The following is an 18,042-nucleotide window of genomic DNA, read 5'->3' as shown; positions in this document are numbered from 1 at the left end:
ACGCCAGTTGCTCAAGATCCAGGCCCCGCGAGACCAACGCGAACCGTTCGTCTAGCAAGCCGTGGCTCTGCTCCCGCGAAGGGAACACCACCGAGCACCCGCGACCAGGTTGCAGCTCCGATAGCCGTAGCACCCTTGCCTCTTCTCGAGGTGACTGCCACCTCATATTCTGTGCAGGAGCGATCGTTTCACCACAGATTGGCAGGGAACTGTCCGTGTGAACTGTCACTTCTGTCAGCACCCGATCGGCGTCGCAGATTCGTATCTCGAATCTTCCGTCGGGCTGAGCGGTGACACTGCGCGTGTATGTATGGTCGGGAAAAACAGCTCCCTGGAAACGGCATTCGACCCGGGTGACACGACCAGCCCGCCCCTCTGGCATCCCCGCGATTGCCAACAGTGTCACCACTATTCCATGCGCGACTGGGGCCCCGAAGGGGGTGTTGTGCGCGTATTCTCGATCGCAATGCAGAGGATTGAGATCCCCGCTAGCCCGGCTGAAAAGTGCCAAGTCCGACGAACTCAGCCTCACATCCGCGGTACTCATTGTCGCCTTCCTCTCGGTGAATCGGTTCAGTACCAGGCAATTACGGGCGTTTCGCAGGAGGATCCGTGGGGTGAGCTCTGCCATCTCTGATCATTCCGCGTCTGGCTGGGTGACCTGACGGATGAAAGTCGCCGGGTCGTAGTAGTCGGCTTCATGTGAAATCAAGCCGGTTGGCGAGAACTCGATAATGCTCACGGCGGGGAACAGAAAGCGTGAGCCGATAACCACGTTCTCTACTAGTCCAGGGATATCGCCGTGCAGGGTTCCCCCGAATCTCCACTCAAGAGCAGCGGTGTTGCCGTCTACGAGAGAACGCCCCCTGGTCAACGTGATGTCGGAGGCGATGGAGAACCAGCCTCGGCCGAACTCCGCAATGGCCTTCCGTCCGCGATGCACGCGATCGTTCGGCACGTCCAATAGGACGCCGTTCTCTTCGAAACACGTTATCCATTGCTCTGTTTGACCCGCTCTGAGCGTCTGAAACCATTTATCAAGGAGTTTGTCCATGAGTGGCTACTCGAATCTCGAATGTCTACGTGGCCACTTGTCTCACGCCGACCTGTCGTAGCAATGAGGCGAGGTCCCAGTAGGTGCGCAACCAACAGATTTTTCCTTCGTCTGTGAATCGCAAGAGATTCACACCGGAGAGGGTGAATCTGCTGCCTAGGACGGGGTCTGTGGTGACTCCCTCGAGGTTGCCCCGGATAGTGGCAGACAACGTCCAGTCAAACGCCGTCGAGTCGGCGGACTCGAACCGCGTACCCGGTGTGAAGTCATGATCAGTGAATGCCTCGTACCACGCGTAGATGGCGGGATCCAACTCGGCGTGCCCCCGGTGAACGGTCCGAAGGGCGACATCGATGAATTCGGCGTCGTGGGTGAACCAGTCGAGCCATCGGCCGGGCTCGTCAGAACCCAATGCTTCTCCGTAGGCGCGGATTAGGCCATCGTGGTGACGCTCCATGGTGGTGCTGGACGCAGTCATGTGTGTGTTTCCTATCTGTGGGGTGTTGGATTTGTTTTTCATTAATGCGGACCGTCATCGGCCCGGGCTGGGGGGAATTGCGCTGCAGCGGTGGTAGTTACTGGTTCACGCGGGTACAGCTGGGCAACCCGGCGCTGCGCCGCGGGTGCGGCGAGCGTTTCGACATGTGCCTCGTACTCCTCCTCCATTGCCTTGTCCGCCAGCTTCAGCAGGTTCCCCGCGAGGGTCCGTTTGAGTAGACCGGTCGCCTCTCGGGGCGGAGCCCCTGCGCGCAATGCGAGCTGCCGTGCGGCATCCGGCACCTGGTCGTGAGGCACCACAGAAATTCCCGCACCCCGGTCGGCCAATTCTTGCCCACGGTAGGCGCGCCCAGTGAGCAGCATCTCGGTCCCCAGCGTCGGTCCGAGTCGTTCTCTGACTATGTAGGTGGCGCCCCCAAAAGGTGTAAAGCCGTATGCGATGAAGTTGGCGGCATAACGTGACCGAGCGCTGAACACCGCAAGATCGGCGTACAGGGCCAGTAGCAGCCCGCCCCCAACCGCATGACCCTGTACCGCAGCCACTACCGGCACGGGGCACTCCACCAGGCACCGGGTGAAGGGATGGAGGTTGTAGGTCTGCCTGCCGCTAGTCCCCAGGAGGTCCCCGCGCATAGCTCCGGCGCAGAATACTTCAGGTATGCCGTGGAGGACAACGGCTTTGACGGAATGATCTTCTCCGGCCGCTGCGACTGCGTGCACGAGCCCGGTGGTCAGCCCTGGGGTCATGCGATTGCGCTGTTCGTGTTCTTCCATATGAATATTCGCTAATGGCAATACTTTCCGCAGGGTCACGGAACCAAAACGAGTCTCTGAGCTACTCACAGCAGCCCAACTTTCCTCAGTACGCTGAGCCGGCTGGCTGCTGGCCCTTCCATGCATTCATGGAGTACGGCAAGCGATTTTTCGGCGGGCACCCAGTCGGGCGGATACAGGTTCCTGTGGTATCGCTTCAGTATCTGTACCGCGGTACGGTCGGCGCCCCGAAGCTGCCTGAGCACGGTGCGCATTACCGCTTGTGCGTCCGGCACGCTCTGCTCGGCTAATCCCACGGCGACGGCCGCGGTGCTGTCGATCTTCTCTGAGGTGAGCGCAAGGACGAGGGCTCGGTGGGGGCCGGTGCGACGCGCGATGACCGGCAGTATGATCGCCGGTACGAGGCCCAGCCGTACTTCAGTGAGTTGAAAGCTTGCGTGAGCACCAGCGATCACCAAATCGCACGCGGCGGCGAGTCCGACTCCTCCGCCAGTGGCAATGCCGTCGATGATCGCGACAGTAACCAGCGGGCAGCGCGCCAGGCGCATGAGCGCCTCTCGCAGCGCAGGCAAGATGTGTTCGGCATCTGCCGGCTCCGTCGTCTCTCCCAGATCGAGCCCGGAGCAAAAGTACGGTCCCGTGGCAGTGAGCATGACTGCCCTACACCACGATCTGGTTTCCGCGTACTCGAGCGCCTCGATCAGTGCCGCGCCAGTGCGTCCGTCGAGCGCATTGCAGGTCTCCGGCTGATCGAGGATTATCTGTACGCAGCAGTCTGCGATAGTTTCCACCTTCACGGCATTGCGCCGATGGTCGTGTAGCTGCGGCGGTGTGCGGAAATGCCAGAAAGTGCCACCAGCTTGCGCCCCAGCGATGCGCCGAATTTCTCCAGCGCCGATAAGTCCGGAGAATAGTCAGCAAGACCGGGGGTCAGTTCCGATGCTTGTTCGGAGAGCTGCTCGTAGGTGTCTAGGGCCAGTTCGGTGCGCCCACGTAAACCCTCGCCAATGCCGGTGCCCGTGAAAAACTTCATCCCTGGCCCGATTGTGTAACAACATAATTCGGATGAGCAGCCGCTTCCATAGGAGTAGACGCCGACGCGCTGCCCCGTTTGCGGCTCCGCATGGTCTAGCAGACTCGCGAAGGCCAGCAGAGCACACGCGGCCCAAATATTGCCTACGCCCCGCGGGTAGCGTGTCGAAGGTTCGATCCGAGCGGCGAAGTCATCGTCAGCTTCGCGAGGTGAACGTATTCCCAAGTTGCGCAGTAGTGCCCGGTGTGAGCCCTTGACTACAGACGGGGCCGGCGTATGAAACGCCAGGTGATCAAATCCGGTGAGGAATTCAGTTGTGGGGTGCCTACGCGCGTAGTCGGCCCAACATTGCTTGAGGCATTCGCTGTATGCCTGCAGCGACAGGTCCGGGTTGAGGTAAAACCCTGATGTGGCGGGCCGGTAGTAGTCGTCCACATCGAAACTGTGGTAGCCGACCTCGCCGAATTCTGCGATCGCCAAGTCGCCCTGTTCACTGAGTAGGACTGCGACCGCACCAGCACCCAGCGCCGCCTCCGAGGTCCAGCGGATAGATCGAGCGGCATCCTGAACCGCGTCGGCTACATCGCTGGCAATCACCAGCGCCCGGGCGCCGTCGCGGCGGCTGACAGCGATCTGCGCGGCGGCCAGCTGAAGTGCCGCGATTCCGCCGTAGCACGCTTGCTTGACTTCAAATAGTCGGCAAGTGCGGGGTAAACCCAGAAGCCCGTGCACCCATGTCGCCGCTGCTTTGGAGTAATCGATGCCAGATTCGGTGGCAATCACCAGAAGTTCGATGCTGGCGCGTTCTTCGTCATCGAGTCGGTCGACCAACGGGGCGGCCGCATTGACCGCGTAGGTGACTACGTCTTCACCGGGAAGCGAGACGGTTTTCTGCCCCAACATAAGCTTGGCGACTCTCTCCGGGGCACCGCCTCGCGCCATGGCTACCGCACTGGCGTCGACATACGCGGCACCGCAGTAGCCGCCGATTGCCTCGATTCCAACCGTTTTCGTCATTGTCGACCGGCTCCCCATCTTCTGTGGCTGCGCCGCATTGAGTTCGCAGCGTGATTTTGAAATGCGTCTAGGCGCACTCGCGCCCTTTGTCAGAACCGCAACGTCTAGGCGTTATCGCACGCTGCAGCGAAAATTGTTGCTCTACAACGCTACTGGCGATTTAGCCCTGATCAGTTCAGTCACATAGTCCACGAACTTCCCCGGCGTTCGTTGCTCGAAGAGGTTGTCTAGCTGCTCTTCAAGGCCATATTCGGCGTTGACCATCTGAAGAAACTCGACTCCGAGCACAGAATCGAGACCGAGATCGTCGAATGCGTCATTGTCTCCGACCTCGCCTGGCTCGTAGCACAGGATGACGCTGAGAAACTCAACGATCTTCTCGTGGATCTTCTGATCTTCCGGCAACATAATTCCTCATTTCCTGTTGGTTACATTGATGGATGCGTTGCGAGAGAACGCAGCTCGGGCGCATCGGCCGCCGGCTTACCGGCCGTCTCGTCTAGCCAGTACCGCTTTCGCTGGAACGGGTAGGTCGGCAGATCAACCAGTTCTGCTCCGCTGCCGCAGAAGACCTCATCCCAGGCAATCGGCTTGTGGCGAAGGTAGGCGCCGACAATCGCGTTCTCATGTGTGGTGCCCGTATGCAGGGCGGCATGCTGCGCGTCATCAACCAGAGCGCTCAACCCCTCGGCCAACTGATCACGGCGATCAGCCAGTATCACTGCACGATGTTCGCGGAAGTGAACGCGCGTAGTCGCCAGGGACAGTGCGAGGTCGCCAACCCGCGGGGCGGACCGGCCTAGAAGTTCCAAAAGCGCTCGCGCCCGATCCTTCAGGGCACCATTTGTTTTGGCTGATAGCACGACAGGAAATACTCCGGCACAAGACCGGCCATTTGAAGAGGCTCGAACCTCTTCTACCGCTGGCGCTTCTTCGAGAATCAGATGGGCGTTGGCCCCTCCCATGCCGAACGATGAGACCCCCGCTCGACGTGGGCGACCCGACTGCGGCCAGGCGATGTTCTCGGCGACGGGCATTACGGCTCCAGATTCCCAGTCTACGAGCGGGTTTGGCTGATCGAAATGCAGAATTCCCGGGACAATGCCGTTGCGGATGGCATGCACCATCTTGATGACCCCTCCTACACCGGCCGCGGCTTGCGGGTGTCCGATGTTCGACTTGAGGGAGCCGATCAACAATGGGTGAGGTCTTGGCCTGCCGTAAGTGGCCAAGAGAGCGGCCGCCTCTATCGGGTCGCCCAGCCGAGTGCCCGTGCCGTGCGCTTCCACGACATCGATCTCATCAGTGGAGAGACCAGATCTGGCCAGTGCCAGTTCGATAGCGTGTTGCTGACTTGGTGCGCTCGGCGCATTCAATCGTCCAGAACTACCATCATGGGTAACCGCCGACCCGCGGATCACGGCATGCACAACGTGCCCGTTACGCGTGGCATCAGAAAGCCGTTCGAGCACCAGAATTCCGACGCCCTCGGACCAGACGGTCCCGTCAGCTGCGGCCGCGAATGGCTTGCATCTGGCGTCACGGGCCAGTAGCCGGACCCGACACCATTCCACAAAAAGCTGTGAGGTGGCCATAACGGTGACGCCACCCGCCAATGCCAGCTCACATTCTCCGTTTCGGAGGGCTTGAGCAGCCAGGTGTATAGCAACCAGCGACGACGAACAAGCCGTGTCCACACTCATCGTCGGGCCATACAAACCGAGTTCTCTCGAAACCCGATCCGCCGCGTAATGATGCCCGCTGCTGCCGGTGCGATGAGCCTCAAAAGCACCAGGAATCCGTTGAGTCAGCTGGGCGTAGTCGTGATGAATCACCCCGACAAAGACGCCAGTATCACTGTTGTGCAACGCCGAAGCGTCAATCCGCGCCCGCTCCAACCCATCCCAGGCGGCTTCAAGCACTAACCGATGCTGGGGGTCCGCAGCACTGGCCTCCCGCGGGCTGATCTTGAAGAAGCTGGCATCAAACTGGTCAGCGTCGTACAGGAATCCGCCCTCTTTGACGTAACTCCTCCCCGGCCGATCAGGGTCGGGGTCATACAGTTCGGTACTCCAACCGCGGTTTGTCGGAAAATCTGAGATGGCGTCCCCTCCAGCGACGACGAAGTCCCACAACTGCTCTGGAGTCCGAATGCCGCCAGGGAATCGGCATGCCGTACCTACAACTGCAATTGGTTCACCAAACTGCGTTGTCACTGCGACCTACCTTTCATCGACACAAAAGGAGATGGAAGAACGCGTGCTGGTCAAATAGAGGGACTGCGTATTTACTTCAGCACCTTTAGTTGGCATTCCTCCGCCGCCTTTTCCTTGGCAATACAGGCAATACAATCGGACAGTTCCTCTTTCACCGTTCCCTCTGCCATGCCAAGAACTTCACCTAAACCTTAGGAGCGCGGAACTGTGATTCGAACCCAATGGATTTGACTTGGCGGTTCTCTTCGGATTTGGATTCGTATGCCACAACTAGATGTGGGTGCTGCACCCCAAACTGATTTGGAGTACCGATTCGGCGCTGCGGGCGTTCGGCTCGGCGGTAGAATCTGGCCGCGATGATGCATCATTACCCTGCATAGCAGTGGTTTTCGACATACAGATGGGTGTGTCCCATCCAAGGCGAGAGCTCCCGAACACAAGAACCGCGGCCGCAGACCTTTCTGGAGACGCACGTATGACGAATTGCGCCGCAACATGGATTGGCTATTACGTGTACGGCGTTACCCAGTTTAGATGGGCCAGCCTTGTGCAAACATTAAGCCACACAGTGAGTCGTACGCTGTACTATGGTTTTCTGCCATGCCGCAAAACCACGATAACTTCCATATCGGGCGCTCTATAATTGGCATAGCGGCCCTGAGGGACAATGCACAGAATCACGTCCCTCCACTTGGAAGTGCCGTTCTCATGCCTAGCGATGACGGGTGGATCGCACTCGGCATCCAGATAAAGTCTCGGGAGCTCTTATGGGCGCGGAGAAGCCATCTGAACATGCAGTAGGACTGAGTGTTGGTGAGCGCATACAGGTGCGTCGCAGACGTCAGCGTCTGCCTCGCCGAGTCGTGGCGCAGCTGGTGGGCAGAAGCGAGGAGTGGCTCAGGCTAGTGGAGACTGGCCGCCTGCGCCTCGACAGCGTGCATGCAGTGCTTAGGCTAGCCGAAGTACTGCAGATCAACGATTATCGCGAACTTATTGATCACCCCCTGCCCCAACTGCGCACAGAGCCCGGAGGCAGCCGCGACCTAGTTGAACGTCTCGCCCTCGTCTTCACCGGGCATCCGGCTACCTCCAGCCGTTCAGCTGACTTCTCGCAGAACAACGGGCAAGCCCTCAGAGAACTGGCCAGGTCTGAGAGGGCTTGGTCAACGTCACGGCAGCGCTACCAGTCCGTGGCACGTCAGCTTCCTCACCTGCTTCAGGACTTGCGCAACTCCTACTGGCAGAGCCACACGAACGAGCTTCGGAATGCACTGGTGCGTGCCTACTGTCTGGCCTCCCGAGTCCTGGGCCGCCTGGGTGCCGATCAGCTGGCGGCGACCTCCGCGGATCGGGCCGTAGGGCTTGTCCACAACACAGACGGGGTCAGATACGTCGCTATAAGCAGCTGGCATTGGGCGGCGGCGTTGCTGAATCTCGAACAATCCCAGCTATGTCGCGAGTTCGCGTTGGCAGTATCCAGAACTGTGGAGCCAAGCGAGGGGGACGAAGGTAGCACCGTGCTCTACGGTGCCCTTCAGCTACTGGCGGCAAGGAGCTTCGCCAGATCCGACTCTGATGCGGCCCACCGCTACCTGGCCCGGCTGAGCCATCTTGCCAGCACGACAGACAAGCACCGTTGCGTTGCCGGCATTACTTTCAGCTCGCATGATGTCGCAATCGCCCGCATGGACATCTCGCTTACTCAACAGGACTTTGATGGCGCCATCGATGCAGCACGCGGCGTTTCCGATCCCGAAGACCTTGTTATTGACCAGCGCACGCGCTACTTCGTCGCGTTGGCCACGGCATTTGCAGGCCGCCATGAAATGACATCGGCCACCTTTGCGCTCATCCAGGCATCCGAAGCATGTCCCGAAGAACTGCGCTATTGCCGAGACGCCCATTTCGTACTGCGCCAAATAGTCGATCACGACGACCGGTTTCTCCGCGCAAAGGTCGCGGCTCTGTCAGAGCTTGCCGGCCTCTAGTCGGCCCGGCAGCACCACTCGATGCCAAGCCCAGACTCGAGCAGGCCGCCGGAATCCGGAGAGCTTCTGGCCCCTACCCGAGCCTGCCGGCTCGGCCAAAATGACCGCGCTCGCACTGATATCCGGGGCAACGGCATCCTCCGCTGCGTGGGAACAATGGACGGCGTGCGCCGACCAATGCGTGCGCGGGATCCGGCAAACCACCAGCGCCGATCGACTGGAAGAACGGCACGCCCCAGGGCAAAATCTGTGGGCTATCCATCTCAGGACATTATGCGATTCGCCCTTACCCGCACCCTTTAATCAATCTGGCTCGCCTACTTGCAGCGTGGCCGATTCAGAAGATCGAAAGTACACGCTCAACGACAACGACCGGACCTACGTACGGACGTTCAGTCGTGTTGCGGGACGCGCCGCCCGCTACATGATTCCTATGTCGTTGCTGCGCAAGTTGGGATCTGTATGACGGTCACCCTTCGCAGAAGCTTCGATCGTGGGTTCGAGTTCGCGCGCATCGGTGCGATGTTGGTCGGCCAAGCGTGCCTAGACGAGCCTGTTCGTCAGCCATCCAGAAATGGTGCTCAATCCGCGAGCCAAGCTGCCGACGGAACTCTGGAACAGATGGCGTTCATAGCCAAGAAGGCGGCCGTGATCTGCTCGGCGCGGAATGCTTGCGGCGTGGTAGCGATCAAGACGGCGCCAGCGGTGTCGAAACGAATCTCCTCACGCAGCTTCTCGGGGAGAGCTGCCCAAACGACGTCTAATGTCTGAGGATTGAAGACTGCGCGGACCCTTTGCGCATCGGCACCGTAGCGGTAGAAGGGCCGAACTGGTTCGCCCGCTTGGTAGCCGATGCCGTCGTCGCGGTCAGGGACAAGCTTTGCAGATAGCGTCAGGTGCGGCAGCCGGGCCGGAAGCTCGAGCGCGAACACGTAGCGTTGGTTGGAGCTGAGCCCCTTGCCTGAAAGGTGGAAATACGTTGCCGGATAACCATTCACATCGCCGCGTATCGCTGTAGTTATTTCGAAGCCATACGCTTCCGGAGAGTTGAATGGCGGGATGCCCCAGTTCGGCAGCGGCCATTGCGGTTTGGCCTCAAAGCTGAATCCGTGTGCGCTAGCCCATCGAGGAAATACCGGATCGCCTTTGACCATGAGATAAACCATCAACGGGACCATTGCGACGAAGACGCTCAGCACCAGGATCGCGAGGCTAGACCGGACCCCGCCTGCCAGCGGCCACCAGAGCAGCTGCGGGACGGCAAGCAGCACGCATGTCACCACCCACGTCGCGGTCAGCCTCCCTTCGGAGGCGAGCCAACGCTGCTCGCCGGAAACCGGCCCGAATGAAGATGAGGCATCGGCAAGCTCTGGTTGGTTCATGGGCCATCCTCCCTCCCTCCCTCCAGCAGAGCTTAGGCAAAGAACTAAGGCCCCGCTGACAGCGTCTGCGCTGGCGGCGAACAGTGGCCACAAAACTCAACCAGTTGGCTTCACCGTTGATACAGGCGCTTCTGCGCTCAATCTACGACACGGACGCCCCGCATCCTCCTGAACCAAAGCAGTGTGCCCCGACACTCCGCTCGCGGGTGACGGGTTAGCCCACTCGGCGAGGGCCAGCCATGTCGATGGTGAGGCTAGGCGATGATCCGCAATGCGGCGTTGGCGACACCAAGTAGTTCAACAACGTTGTGCCAAGGACCGCTGCGACAGTTAAACCCTTGCCCGATAATGACTGTCACATCGGTTCCTTCGGGCCCTATTCGGCGACCGCCTCGCAGTGAAGCCCGTACGGCTGTCGAATCGCCTCGACGGTCACCTATCGGCACCGACCATTGACGTGCCAACTTCTGGTTTACTTTCGGCCGCTTCGGTTCTCGTAGTTGATGCAACGTCATGGGCCGAGGGGGCAATCAGCCCCAGCACCCGAGCGCCGAGGGCCTCAAGCTTCTCTGTGGTGAACGCCCGCCCGATGTTCCGGTTCACCCCCGGGGCGATGCGCCCCATGAAGTAGCCAAGCCAGGCTTCAGTACGAACTGGGACGATGGCCAGGTCATAGCGCACCGAGCGAACTGCAGCACGCGCAACCAGATCGGGACTCATCGGAGAGAATGGCAGCTTGGCCATGAATTCCTGAATCTGCTCCTGGAGCTTCATTCCACGCGCGTACAGCTCCTGGTCTACGCCCACCACCGTGGCATTCTTGCCAATGTTGGTGTTGATGACCCCCGGACAAATCGCGCTCACCCCAATACCTTTGGGGCCAAACTCCAAGCGCAGGCATTCAGATAGGGATTTCACGCCTGCTTTCGACACCGAGTACGCCGGAAAGGTAGCCATCGGCGTCAACGCAGCCGCCGAGGCGATGTTCACTATGTGCCCGGGCCGGCCACTATCGATCATCAGCTTCCCGAAGGTTCGGCAACCATGCACAACGCCCATCAGGTTCACCTGAAGCTGCAAGTCCCAATCCTTGGGCTCAAGGTCGACGAATGGTCCTCCCACCATGATTCCCGCATTGTTGACGAGCACGTCTGGCACGCCATGTTCAGTACGCACGTCAAGCGCGAGCTGCTGCCACGCGGCGGGGTCAGTCACGTCCAATTGCGCAGCGCTCGCCTTATTGCCTTCGGCATGGATCATCGCCACCGTGTCCGACGCCGTCTGCAAATCCCGATCGGAAACGACCACATGGGCTCCCGCTCGAGCGAACCTCACGGCCGTGGCACGACCGATACCGCTACCGCCGCCAGTTATGACGACGAGGCTAGGTTGAAGACGATTGAAATTCACGCGGATTCCCTTCCAGCTGAGACAATCTCATTAGGTACAAAAACGCCCCTGGTGTGGCGGTGAGGCCGAAATAGAAGTTCTGTCAATATATTTCGACATGGTATAGGCCGCCTGGAGTGGTGGTTATCGCTGTACTCCGTCTGCATCGTGCCGCCATGGTCACTTCATCCGATCCAACAGTGCACCCGATTCGGCACCGAATAGTTCACGCTGCCACTTCTCCAACAATGCCGTGGTGTCCACGTCGTCAGGGTGGAATCCGCGCTTCATATAGATACGTAGATCTCCCATCAGCCCCCGCATAATCGGTCCGCGGAAGAACCCGACAGCCTGGCGTGCCACGGTGATCGGCCGCCATCCAGCGGGGTCGGTCGCGATCGAGGCAAGTACCGCTACGGTCAGAACCGGGATCATGCTGTAATACAGGAGCGCCATCGCGAAAATCCTGGTCCGCTCGGACCCTCCGACCGCCCGATAGACGTCGAACACCACCGACTTGTGCTCCAGTTCTTCAAAAACATGCCAGTTCAACAGATTCCACACTTCAGGATCGCCTGGAATCGACTGGATCTCGTCCTTCGACAAGATCCGCTCGGCCATCGTGGCCGTGTAATGCTCGGCCGCAGCAGTTAGCGCCAGATGTAAGCGCCGAGAAATCATCTTCTCGCCGATCATCCAGGCCCTCGCCCGACGGGAATCTTTCGAAAAGTTCATCAACCGGACCATCGGGTAGCCCATTTCAACCAGGCGGTCATTCAGCATCCGATGCTGTTGTCCGTGCACCGCCTCTTGGCCGATGAAACCCGCAACTCGCTTCTTCAGCTCTGGGTCGTCGTACTCGCCGGTAAATCTACGAACCGAGCGAATGAATGACTCCTCGCCTGCGGGAAACCCACCCGACAGCAGTGCCAGCAGATGACTCATGACGATGTCACCCAAAACAAAGTGGCGACTCAGGGGCTCGGTGTCAGTGATACGGAACCGCATGCGGCGAACTTGGGGGGCGGTCGTCGATTTGGGCGCAGGGTTGGGATCAATGCTGTTCATGGCAGACATGGTGCTTCTTTCTGTGGTCGAAATATTGGCTATTTGAGGTGGTCCACAAGAGAGCCGTCGACTCCGAATAACTCCAACTGCCACTTCGCGAGCAGTTCAGTAGTGTCGATGTCGTCAGGGTGAAATCCTGGACGCAGGTACTTGGCGAGCTCGGGCATCAAGCCGCGAAACACTGGCCCACGAAAGAGCTTCCATGCCTGTCGAGCCACTTTCACCGGCCGGGAGCGGGCGTAAGGATCGGCCACTATTGACGCCGCCATGCTGCCAAGTACGAACGTCGGTGTGAATGCAAGCATGACGGCCATCGTTGCGATGCGTGCGAACTCGGTTCCGCCGACGGCACGGTAAACGTCGAAAGCTACCGACTTGTGTTCTAGTTCCTCCATTGTGTGCCAGTTCAGCAGGTTCCAAACCTCCGGCTCCCCCGGAATATCCTGTATGTACTGGCTGGAGAGGACGCGCTCGGCCAGTACAGCCGTGTAGTGTTCAGCCGCTGCCGTCGTCGCCAGGTGCACCCGCCTGCCGAACCGATTCTCCAGTCGGATCATCCGTTCGGCGTGCTGGTCAGTATCAAGCCACCCGATCGCATACCCCATCCGTATCAAACGTTGGTTGAGCTGACGGTGCTGCTGCCCGTGCACCGCCTCCTGCCCGATGAAACCTGCGACCCGCTTCTTCAGGACCGGATCAGTGATCTGATCCGCAAACTTGCGGACCGAACGGATGAACGCTTCCTCCCCGGCGGGGAAGCCGCCCGAGAGGACCGCGACGAAGTGGCTAAGCGCAATGTCATCTTCGATGAAATATCGGCTTGGCAGCTCCGAATCCGCGAACGGAAACTTGATCCGCCTGACCCGTGGAGGCGCATCAGGTGTCGTGACGGGCGCTGCAGCTGAGGACATGTTACCGATTCCCTGACTTTACGAGATGTGGCATTTATCTGCGGTGACTTTATCGACCGACGCGTCGGTCGTCAATAGTGGGTTGCGCCCGCCGCTCTGGTCGTCCTTGATGCCCTTGCCCCGATACGCTGCTCTGGTGAGCACTGCTGCGCGGCGTCGCATTGGTCGGCCCGCCGACCCCGAGTTGGCGGCCCGCCGGCGTGCTGACCTGATCACGGCGGCTACGGAAGTGTTCTCGGACATCGGCTACACGAAGGCGGGGGTCTCCGAGATCACCGACCGCGCTGGGTTAGGTAAAGGAACGTTCTACCAGTACTTCGACAGCAAGAGAGATATCTTCGACGCCGTCGTCGACGCCGCGCTAGAGCGAGTCGCGACTCTGATCGCAGACTCCGCCGGGTCCCTGAAAACGAACTCCTTCGAGGACCTCGAGAACGGGGCCCGGGGAATGATGACCGGCCTATTTACGATGGTCGACGAACACCCCCACATTCTTTCCACCCTGCTGGGCGGCTTCCAGGACGAGGAGATCAAACAGCGTTTACTCAGCTTGTCGGCGGCGCTCGAGTCCACCGCAGCCGTCATGCTCCGCCAGATCGCTGAAGACGGGCATATCCGCACAGACCTCGACTTCGATGTCGTCGCACACATTGTGGTTGGCGTTGCGCTGAACGCAGGCGTTCGAATGCTCAGAGATGAGCTGACCACGCCCGACGAACGACAGCACTATATCGAGTCAATCGCAGCGGCAGTCCGCAGCCTCCTCACCTAACATCAGGTATCCAGGGGCCGTTAAAAATCGAAAGTATGCGATCACCCTAAGACTGCATACAGAACCATTCTGATGCTCAAAATGCCTAGCTCTCAGACGGTTTGAGAACAAATTCACGCTCAACGCCGGCGGCGGCCGTAAGGCACCCGGCGGGCACCAGGCGATGATCCGCACCGCGAAATCGATACTTCGTGGGCGTAATTCAGCCACTGGCCAACGCGCCACGGATGGCACGGGGGCGTCTCCCTGAAACCTTCGTGCCCGAAGCAGCGATCAAGGCCTGGGGACTTCTCGGCCTATCCAGTTAAGCCACCGCGCTTACACGCCAAGGCAGTCTGAAAGTCGTCGGCTGGCGCTGGTGTTCACTATCCTGCTGTCATGACCGAGGGGATCTTTACCGACCCGGTGGCAGTGGGGATCCCGAGGCGGATAGATGCCTGCTGTCAGCGATAGTTCGAGGCTTTGGCTCGATGTGCCTTTTGCGGAGAAGGATGACGCGAAAAGACTAGGGGCACGGTGGGATCAGAAGGCCCGCAGCTGGTACGCACCAACTGGCTCCGATAGGGATCTGGCCCGATGGATGCCGCTACCGGAGTTGCTTCCCGGCGAGGACCGCGAGTTCGGTTCCGGGCTGTTTGTCGATCTGGTGCCGTCGTCGTGCTGGTTCACGAATGTGCGCTCTTGTGTCTCGCAGCGCGATTGGGAGCGGCTTCGTTTGATGATCTACCGGCGGGCAGGCTATCGATGCGAAGCATGCGGGGGCGAACGCGATTCGGCCGCAGGGGTTTACCTTGAAGCCCATGAGCGATGGATCTTCCTGGCAGGGAACGTCCAAGTCCTCAAGAGGCTGATCTGCTTGTGCACGTTGTGCCATGAAGTGACCCATTTCGGGCTCACGAGGCTGCGCGGGCGCGGCGCCGAGGCGCTCGAGCACCTCGTAGCGGTAAATGATTGGAACAGCCACACCGCGCGCGGTCATATCGACGATGCGTTCCAGCTGTGGCAGACGCGGTCAGCGTCCGATTGGACACTGGACATCACGATGCTGACCGCGGTTGGAATCTCGGCAGCCAAACCGCCAACGGCAGAGGAACGCCGGCATGCCGCAGCCGAAATATTGAGCAGCAACGATGATCTGCATCTTGCCGCCCAACCCCCACCCGATCCTCAGATGCTGCCGCCCGCAGCCTGGTACGAAGACCCCGCCGGAGAGCACCGATGGCGTTGGTGGGACGGCAACACCTGGACAACACACGTCGGTTGATGATCGGCTTTGAGTTCCCTGGCGGTACATGCCAATTATCCTGGAGCCGAATCCCAAGCAGTCGCCGCACAGCTCACCGAACCCACTTCGCAAGGGACCCGGACTGGGCTCGACCGCACGACCGCCAGAAAGAGCAACCCCGGCGCGCCGTAGCCGTCAACCGGGGTCAGACGAATCGTGGGGCCTAAGCCGCAGAACCCGTACCTTGCTCACGGACAAGTATGCCACCTGCTCTTCCAAGTTCGGCCGCTACAGCCTCGAACCAGTCGCGGTCCAGCTCTCCGAGACCGACACGGCCTAACTGTGTCAGAGGCTTCCAGTCATGTCGTGACCGGCCGGTGCCCCCGCTCGGGATTGTTGCGGTTCGAACGAATGGGTTTGCGTCACAACACATTCCGGGAAACGCATCGGTCCGCGGACTGCTGTCATGCCGGCGGAGGGGTGGTGCTGAAGATCGGCCAACAGATCTCCGTGGCGGTGAACGCTGTCGGATCGGAGGGCGTAGCGCCGAGATAGTGTTCGCGTATCGGCCCCTGGTGGCTGATTAGGTGCTCGTTTGCGTATGTTCCCAAAGCCCCGTAACTGCGGTCGATGCCCTCGTGGCCGCCGGAGTGGGTCAGTACCGCGAACTGGGCCTGAGGTAGGACCTCGGCACGGACGCCCTCCGGTGGTAAGTCCGCAAATCGCGGTACGGGCACGAAGAGGGTTGCCTCGCCGCGCGATTCAAGGAACAGCGCTCGATCGTAGAGGCCACCCGGCACGACCGCGCAGGATCCACCTGCTGCCATGGCAACTGCGTCGCGCAGGGTGCTCAACGTTGCTGCGAACCAGCTGTCGATCTCGGGCATCTCGATGGTGGCGCCGATGGACCACACTGCGAGCGCAGGTTCGTGGCGCACCTCCACGTGGGCGGGGGTGCGCACCGGGGAAAGCAGTTCGCGCAGCGCGCCAACGGTGTCGCGGGTCTGCTGCAGCTGCACCTCCATCTGTTCGAGATGGGTTGTGATGATCTCGGCGCGGGCCGCAGCGTCCTCTGTGCTCAGCAGCGCCTTGATGTCGGGAATGGACATGCCCAGAGATCGGAACCGGCGGATGATGTGTGCATGATCGACCTGGCTGGTGTCGTAGAAGCGGTAGCCGGTGTGGGAGTCGATGTGGGCTGGTTCGAGAATGCCGATGTCGTGGTAGTGCCGTAGCGCCTTCCTGCTCAGGCTGGTCATCACGGCGAAGTCACCGATCGAGACCCGTGCTCCCATGGCGCGCCCTCCTTATGCGATCCGCTCCGCCCGCGTTATTGGTACGGCCATCGTGCCGCTTCCCCCTAGGGCAAGGTCAACATCGCGGACTGCGTGGGAGCCGCGGTCGTGGCTGTCGGGCGGCACGGTCACGAGTTGTGCCCGGCCCTGGGGTTGACTTTCCCCTTAGGGGAAGCCCCACGGTGGGGTCATGACCACAGATTGGGATGCACTCCCGGACACCATAAAAACGTTCATGACCGCGCTCAGCACCCCGCAGGACGGCCGAGCGCTCGCCACGTTCACCGCCGATGCCGTCGTGACCGACGAGGGCCGCGACTACACGGGCCGTGACGACATCGGGGCCTGGCTGATCGCCTCGGTCAGCGAGTACACCTACACCTCGAAGTTCACCGGCGCGACCACGACTGACACCACCATCGACGTCGGGCAGCACCTGGAGGGCAACTTCCCCGGCGGGGTCGTCGACCTACACTTCCGCTTCGCCCTCGACGGCGGGTCGATCAGTCGGCTGGTGATCGAACCATGAGCAGGCGATGGTTCATCACAGGGGGCACACCCGGCGGCTTCGGAGTGGCGTTCGCCGAGGCGGCACTCGAGACGGGGGACCGCGTGACACTCACCTCGCGGCGTCCGCAGGAGCTGGCGACGTGGGCCGACCAGTACGGTGACCGCGTTCTCGTCGTGCCGCTGGAACTCACCGACGCGGCCCAGGTGCAAGTTGCGGTGCATGCAGCGGAGGAGCATTTCGGCGGTATCGACGTGCTGGTCAACAACGCCGGCCGAGGTTGGTACGGATCGATCGAGGGGATGGGCGAATCCTCGTTGCGGGCCATGTTCGAACTGAACTTCTTCGCGGTGCTGTCGGTGACACGTGCTGTGCTGCCGGGGATGCGCGCCCGCGGAAACGGGTGGATCGTCAACGTGTCCTCGGTGGCCGGGCTCGTGTCGGCGCCCGGATTCGGCTACTACAGTGCCACGAAGTTCGCCATCGAAGCCATCACCGATGCGCTGCGCGACGAGGTCGCCGCACAGGGCATCTCCGTGTTGACGGTCGAACCGGGAGCGTTCCGCACGAACGCCTACGCCGGCTTCGCGAACGAGCCCGTCGCAGAGCCGATCCCGGAATATCACGACATGCTGGAGCAGGTACGTGCCGTCTTCGTTGGGATGGACGGTGTGCAGCCCGGCGACCCGGGCCGCGGTGCCCGTGCGGTGATCGCAGCGATGGCCCAGGACTCCCCTCCCCGTCGACTGGTCCTGGGGAACAGCGGATACGACGCCGTGATCGATACGCTGGAGAAGATCATGGCCGACATCCGAACGAACGAAACACTCTCCCGCAGTGCGGATTTCCCTGCCTAGTCGGCCGAATCCACATTTCCTAGGACGTCGAACAGCAGATCCGCCGCCCGTACGG

The 18,042-nt window shown here is 60.6% G+C and carries 17 protein-coding genes and 1 pseudogene; 5 read left to right on the top strand and 13 right to left on the bottom strand.

What is annotated here, in order from left to right; translation table 11 throughout:
* Positions 1–310: 310 nt before the first annotated feature.
* From AC5Y5C_RS17600 to AC5Y5C_RS17565, 8 genes and pseudogenes are all read right to left on the bottom strand, one after another.
* Positions 311–547: pseudogene (locus AC5Y5C_RS17600) on the bottom strand (MaoC/PaaZ C-terminal domain-containing protein); the annotation flags it as partial.
* Positions 548–637: 90 nt separating this feature from the next.
* Positions 638–1,054 carry a nuclear transport factor 2 family protein gene (locus AC5Y5C_RS17595; RefSeq protein WP_499974516.1) on the bottom strand — a complete coding sequence of 139 codons (417 nt, stop codon included), beginning with the start codon at positions 1,052–1,054 and terminating at the stop codon, positions 638–640.
* 25 nt (positions 1,055–1,079) lie between these two features.
* The gene (locus tag AC5Y5C_RS17590) at positions 1,080–1,532 is read right to left on the bottom strand and encodes a nuclear transport factor 2 family protein (RefSeq protein WP_499974514.1); all 453 of its coding nucleotides are present in this window, start codon (positions 1,530–1,532) and stop codon (positions 1,080–1,082) included.
* Positions 1,533–1,573: 41 nt separating this feature from the next.
* Positions 1,574–2,452, bottom strand: coding sequence for a polyketide synthase (locus tag AC5Y5C_RS17585; RefSeq protein ID WP_499974512.1), 879 nt, complete (start codon positions 2,450–2,452; stop codon positions 1,574–1,576).
* A complete protein-coding gene (locus AC5Y5C_RS17580; RefSeq protein WP_499974510.1) occupies positions 2,392–3,123 on the bottom strand; it encodes an enoyl-CoA hydratase/isomerase family protein in 732 nt (243 codons plus the stop codon). Before AC5Y5C_RS17580 ends, AC5Y5C_RS17585 begins: the two co-directional genes overlap by 61 nt.
* Complete coding sequence (locus AC5Y5C_RS17575) at positions 3,120–4,376, bottom strand: hydroxymethylglutaryl-CoA synthase family protein (protein ID WP_499974507.1); 1,257 nt, start codon at positions 4,374–4,376, stop codon at positions 3,120–3,122. Before AC5Y5C_RS17575 ends, AC5Y5C_RS17580 begins: the two co-directional genes overlap by 4 nt.
* A 141-nt stretch (positions 4,377–4,517) precedes the next feature.
* Positions 4,518–4,784, bottom strand: coding sequence for an acyl carrier protein (locus AC5Y5C_RS17570; protein ID WP_499974505.1), 267 nt, complete (start codon positions 4,782–4,784; stop codon positions 4,518–4,520).
* Between the two features lie 20 nt (positions 4,785–4,804).
* Positions 4,805–6,592, bottom strand: a complete 1,788-nt coding sequence (locus tag AC5Y5C_RS17565) for a type I polyketide synthase (RefSeq protein WP_499974503.1) — start codon at positions 6,590–6,592, stop codon at positions 4,805–4,807.
* A gap of 767 nt (positions 6,593–7,359) precedes the next feature.
* Here AC5Y5C_RS17565 and AC5Y5C_RS17560 point away from each other — a divergent pair.
* Positions 7,360–8,580, top strand: coding sequence for a helix-turn-helix domain-containing protein (locus tag AC5Y5C_RS17560; protein WP_499974501.1), 1,221 nt, complete (start codon positions 7,360–7,362; stop codon positions 8,578–8,580).
* Between the two features lie 581 nt (positions 8,581–9,161).
* On the opposite strand, the gene AC5Y5C_RS17555 is transcribed toward AC5Y5C_RS17560, so the two are convergent.
* From AC5Y5C_RS17555 to AC5Y5C_RS17540, 4 genes are all read right to left on the bottom strand, one after another.
* A complete protein-coding gene (locus AC5Y5C_RS17555; RefSeq protein WP_499974499.1) occupies positions 9,162–9,962 on the bottom strand; it encodes a hypothetical protein in 801 nt (266 codons plus the stop codon).
* Positions 9,963–10,394: 432 nt separating this feature from the next.
* A complete protein-coding gene (locus AC5Y5C_RS17550) occupies positions 10,395–11,372 on the bottom strand; it encodes an SDR family NAD(P)-dependent oxidoreductase (protein WP_499974498.1) in 978 nt (325 codons plus the stop codon).
* Positions 11,373–11,531: 159 nt separating this feature from the next.
* On the bottom strand, positions 11,532–12,419 hold the full coding sequence (locus tag AC5Y5C_RS17545) for a metal-dependent hydrolase (RefSeq protein WP_499974496.1): 888 nt from the start codon (positions 12,417–12,419) through the stop codon (positions 11,532–11,534).
* A gap of 38 nt (positions 12,420–12,457) precedes the next feature.
* Positions 12,458–13,330 carry a metal-dependent hydrolase gene (locus AC5Y5C_RS17540; RefSeq protein WP_499974492.1) on the bottom strand — a complete coding sequence of 291 codons (873 nt, stop codon included), beginning with the start codon at positions 13,328–13,330 and terminating at the stop codon, positions 12,458–12,460.
* Between the two features lie 136 nt (positions 13,331–13,466).
* Here AC5Y5C_RS17540 and AC5Y5C_RS17535 point away from each other — a divergent pair, with 136 nt between their 5' ends.
* Both AC5Y5C_RS17535 and AC5Y5C_RS17530 read left to right on the top strand, forming a co-directional pair.
* Positions 13,467–14,102: a TetR/AcrR family transcriptional regulator gene (locus tag AC5Y5C_RS17535; protein ID WP_448404527.1), complete on the top strand. Its 636-nt coding sequence runs from the start codon at positions 13,467–13,469 to the stop codon at positions 14,100–14,102.
* Between the two features lie 433 nt (positions 14,103–14,535).
* On the top strand, positions 14,536–15,366 hold the full coding sequence (locus AC5Y5C_RS17530) for a DUF5710 domain-containing protein (RefSeq protein WP_499974489.1): 831 nt from the start codon (positions 14,536–14,538) through the stop codon (positions 15,364–15,366).
* A 425-nt stretch (positions 15,367–15,791) separates the two neighbouring features.
* Here the strand turns inward: AC5Y5C_RS17530 and AC5Y5C_RS17525 are convergent, their stop codons facing one another.
* Positions 15,792–16,622, bottom strand: a complete 831-nt coding sequence (locus AC5Y5C_RS17525) for a MerR family transcriptional regulator (protein ID WP_499974488.1) — start codon at positions 16,620–16,622, stop codon at positions 15,792–15,794.
* Between the two features lie 190 nt (positions 16,623–16,812).
* On the opposite strand from AC5Y5C_RS17525, the gene AC5Y5C_RS17520 reads away from it, so the two are divergent.
* Positions 16,813–17,151, top strand: a complete 339-nt coding sequence (locus AC5Y5C_RS17520) for a nuclear transport factor 2 family protein (RefSeq protein WP_499974486.1) — start codon at positions 16,813–16,815, stop codon at positions 17,149–17,151.
* Complete coding sequence (locus tag AC5Y5C_RS17515; RefSeq protein ID WP_499974482.1) at positions 17,148–17,987, top strand: SDR family NAD(P)-dependent oxidoreductase; 840 nt, start codon at positions 17,148–17,150, stop codon at positions 17,985–17,987. Before AC5Y5C_RS17520 ends, AC5Y5C_RS17515 begins: the two co-directional genes overlap by 4 nt.
* Positions 17,988–18,042: the final 55 nt, after the last annotated feature.

Source organism: Mycobacterium sp. NGS15 (genome assembly GCF_059813245.1).
This window is presented reverse-complemented; position numbering and strand designations above follow the sequence as displayed.

Bases quoted from the DNA above. Each gene is read 5' to 3' on its own strand.
- AC5Y5C_RS17595 (WP_499974516.1), bottom strand. From the start codon at position 1,054: ATGGACAAACTCCTTGATAAATGGTTTCAGACGCTCAGAGCGGGTCAA.
- AC5Y5C_RS17590 (WP_499974514.1), bottom strand. From the start codon at position 1,532: ATGACTGCGTCCAGCACCACCATGGAGCGTCACCACGATGGCCTAATC.
- AC5Y5C_RS17585 (WP_499974512.1), bottom strand. From the start codon at position 2,452: ATGCATGGAAGGGCCAGCAGCCAGCCGGCTCAGCGTACTGAGGAAAGT.
- AC5Y5C_RS17575 (WP_499974507.1), bottom strand. From the start codon at position 4,376: ATGACGAAAACGGTTGGAATCGAGGCAATCGGCGGCTACTGCGGTGCC.
- AC5Y5C_RS17570 (WP_499974505.1), bottom strand. From the start codon at position 4,784: ATGTTGCCGGAAGATCAGAAGATCCACGAGAAGATCGTTGAGTTTCTC.
- AC5Y5C_RS17560 (WP_499974501.1), top strand. From the start codon at position 7,360: ATGGGCGCGGAGAAGCCATCTGAACATGCAGTAGGACTGAGTGTTGGT.
- AC5Y5C_RS17555 (WP_499974499.1), bottom strand. From the start codon at position 9,962: ATGAACCAACCAGAGCTTGCCGATGCCTCATCTTCATTCGGGCCGGTT.
- AC5Y5C_RS17545 (WP_499974496.1), bottom strand. From the start codon at position 12,419: ATGAACAGCATTGATCCCAACCCTGCGCCCAAATCGACGACCGCCCCC.
- AC5Y5C_RS17540 (WP_499974492.1), bottom strand. From the start codon at position 13,330: ATGTCCTCAGCTGCAGCGCCCGTCACGACACCTGATGCGCCTCCACGG.
- AC5Y5C_RS17530 (WP_499974489.1), top strand. From the start codon at position 14,536: ATGCCTGCTGTCAGCGATAGTTCGAGGCTTTGGCTCGATGTGCCTTTT.
- AC5Y5C_RS17525 (WP_499974488.1), bottom strand. From the start codon at position 16,622: ATGGGAGCACGGGTCTCGATCGGTGACTTCGCCGTGATGACCAGCCTG.
- AC5Y5C_RS17520 (WP_499974486.1), top strand. From the start codon at position 16,813: ATGACCACAGATTGGGATGCACTCCCGGACACCATAAAAACGTTCATG.
- AC5Y5C_RS17515 (WP_499974482.1), top strand. From the start codon at position 17,148: ATGAGCAGGCGATGGTTCATCACAGGGGGCACACCCGGCGGCTTCGGA.